Genomic DNA, 2,855 nt, shown 5'->3' with positions numbered 1-2,855 from the left:
CCCGGCGGCGAGGAGCGTGATGCCCCCGAGTCCGACGAGTCGCGCGACGAGCACGTTCTCCCCGAGGCCCTTCGCCAGGTCGGTCCCGAGTCCGAGTGCGTCGAGCGCCCGCACGTTCAGCACGGCGAGCACCAGCCCGGCCACCAGGAACGGCCACACGGCTCCGAGGACGTCGAGTTGCCGTGCCGCGAGCGACCCGACGACCCACAGGCGGTACGCGTCGAGCGAGTCCTGGTCGGTGAGCACCACGAACGACGTCAGGGCGCCGAGGAGTGCCGACACCGCCGCGCCGGCGAGGGCGAGGGGCACCGGACTCGCGGTCCCGCTCCCCGCGATCGTCACCGAGAACACGACGACGCTCGCCACGAGGGCCCCCACGAGCGCGAACCACACCGTGGCGCCCGTGCTCGTGATGCCGAAGACGTAGACGCCGATCACGACCGCGAGGCCGGCGCCCGACGAGACACCGAACAGGCCGGGGTCGGCGAGGGGGTTCCGGGTGTGGCCCTGCATGAGCAGCCCGGCGATCCCCAGGGCGGCGCCGACGGCCGCGCCGATGAGCGTCCGCGGGATGCGCGAGCCCCAGACGATGGCCTCGTCCGTGCTGCTCCCGGTGCGCAGGAGCCCGTCGAGCACCCGGTCCGCGCCGATCCGGTTGCTGCCGAGGAGCAGGCTCGCCAGCGCCACGAGCACGACCACCACGACGAGGCAGACGATCACGAGCGCCCGCCGCCGGAGCGCGGTGCGGTGCACACCGAGCGCGTCCGACGGACGCGCTCGGTGGGACTGCCGGACGGGAGCCGGAGCGGAGATCGGGGCTGGCACGGAGATCATCTTAGGTTAGCCTTGCCTCATGGCGAAGATCCCGCGGCTCCTGCCCGAGAACCCCCGGCTCTTCCGTGCCCACGTCGTGGGCAGCGCCCGGGTCACCCCGTCGATGCACCGCGTCACGATCACCGGGGACGACCTCGGCGAGTTCCGGTACCTCGGGTTCGACCACTGGTTCCGCCTCTTCGTGCAGCGCCCCGACCAGGACGCGTTCCGGATGCCCGAGCTCGACGGCACGAAGTGGTGGCCGACCTACCTCGCCATCCCCGAGGACGTCCGGCCGCACTGTGCGAACTACACCGTCGCCGCCTTCCGCCGACTCGACGACGGCACGGCCGAGCTCGACGTCGACTTCGTCGTGCACACCGACGACGACGGCACCCCCGAGGGCCGAGCCGCGATCTGGGCCTGCGGTGCACGCCCCGGTGACGAACTCGCCCTGCTCGACCAGGGCTGTATCTTCGACTGCCCGCCCGACACCAGCGAGGTCCTGATCGCCGCCGAGGAGACCGGGCTCCCCGGGGTCGTCGGGATCGCGGCGTCGCTGCCGAGGGACACCGTCGGCCGCATCATCCAGGAGGTCCCCACGGCGGCCGACGTCCGCGCGCTCGACGCCCCGGCCGGGGTGCGCGTCACGTGGATCGTCCGCGACGAGGTCGACGAGCACGCGGTCCCGGGGCGGGCGGCGCTCGCCGAGCTCCAGCGGCACGTGCCGACCGACGACCGCGGCTACGCCTTCGTGGTGGGGGAGTCGACCCTCGCGACCGAGGGGCGTCGACACCTGCACCGGGCCGGGCTGCCGAAGTCGCGGATCACCTTCTCGGGTTTCTGGAAGCACCAGGCCCGCGAGTCCGTCCCGGCCTGACGCACATCCCCTCGCCTCAGGGTGTCCAACCCCGGGGCACCACGAACGCGTCCCACAGCGCTCGCCCCGACCGGTCCGCGGTGCTGACGTCGAGCACGATTCCGTCCGCGTCGGCGGGCACCGTGATGGACAGCCGCGTCGTGGCGCCGCAGACGATGTCGCCCTCGTCGAGGACCGAGCGCGGGTTCGTCGACTCGCCGCCGTGCTCCTTCCGGGCGGTGAAGTCGCGGATCGTCAGGTGCACGATCGCCGTCGAGCGGCACACAGCGAGGACGTCGTACGGGCCGGAGAGGTCGTACTCGAGCGCGGCGGACCCCGTGACCGCTCCACGCTCGTCGTCGTCCACGAGGAGCTGCCCGCCGGCTCCGCCCGCTGCACTCTCGCCACCGCCGAGGAGCGAGGACATCCGGTCGAACCACGCGTGTCCGTAGTCCTTCGGGAACGCGTCGTGGCCCGAGCAGCCGGTCAGGGTCAGCATGACGCCGGTGGCGGCGATCGCGGACAGCAGCCGCCGGCGGGTCTTCAGCACCCCGCGATCATCCCGGAACACGCAGCGGTCCGGCGACCCCTCGTCCGGGGTACCGACAGACGGACAGGAGGCGCGGTACCAGCGGGCACCGCGCCTCCCGTCCGTCCCGGGGTCGCGTCAGCGTTCCCGCTGGCTACGCCCGTTCCCACCGGCTACGCCCGCTCCCGCCAGGTACGCCCGTTCCGACCAGGCGAGCCCGCGGTACCTGGTCGATCCGGGCGTACTGCCCCGAAACTTCCGACCAGGTACGCCCGTTCCCACCGGCTAAGCCCGTTCCCGCCAGGTACGCCCGTTCCCGCCGGGTACGCCCGTTCCGACCGGGCGAGCCCGCGGTACCTGGTCGATTCGGGCGTACTGCCCCGAAAGTTCCGACCAGGTACGCCCGTTCCCGCCAGGTACGCCGATCCGGCCGCTCCGCACCGCCCCGCCCCGGGCCGCGAGGACCCCGCGCCCACCGACCGTCACGGCTGCCCGCCCGCTCGACGGACGGGTAGCCTCCGCGGCATGAGCAGCCGACTGAGCGAACTCGTCCTCAACTGCGCCGACCCCATCAACGACCGGGTCGAACGCCTCAACGCGCTCGGCTTCGACATCGAGGAGCTGTCGATCCACACGACCGAGGGTGGGTCGCAG

3 protein-coding genes are annotated in these 2,855 nt (G+C 72.9%); 1 reads left to right on the top strand and 2 read right to left on the bottom strand.

Annotated elements, in window-relative coordinates:
* A partial coding sequence (locus tag I5E_RS00760) for a FecCD family ABC transporter permease (protein ID WP_022905322.1) occupies positions 1-834 on the bottom strand: 834 nt, incomplete at its 3' end.
* A 19-nt stretch (positions 835-853) separates the two neighbouring features.
* On the opposite strand from I5E_RS00760, the gene I5E_RS00755 reads away from it, so the two are divergent.
* Positions 854-1,693 carry a siderophore-interacting protein gene (locus tag I5E_RS00755; protein ID WP_022905321.1) on the top strand — a complete coding sequence of 280 codons (840 nt, stop codon included), beginning with the start codon at positions 854-856 and terminating at the stop codon, positions 1,691-1,693.
* Between the two features lie 16 nt (positions 1,694-1,709).
* Here the strand turns inward: I5E_RS00755 and I5E_RS00750 are convergent, their stop codons facing one another.
* Positions 1,710-2,222 (bottom strand): hypothetical protein, encoded by a 513-nt coding sequence (locus I5E_RS00750; protein WP_022905320.1) that lies wholly within the window; start codon positions 2,220-2,222, stop codon positions 1,710-1,712.
* Positions 2,223-2,855: the final 633 nt, after the last annotated feature.

It is taken from the genome of Curtobacterium sp. B18 (genome assembly GCF_000333375.1).
Lineage (GTDB): Bacteria > Actinomycetota > Actinomycetes > Actinomycetales > Microbacteriaceae > Curtobacterium.
Note: the sequence above shows the minus strand (reverse complement) of the source record. Positions and strands in the feature narration are given on the sequence as shown.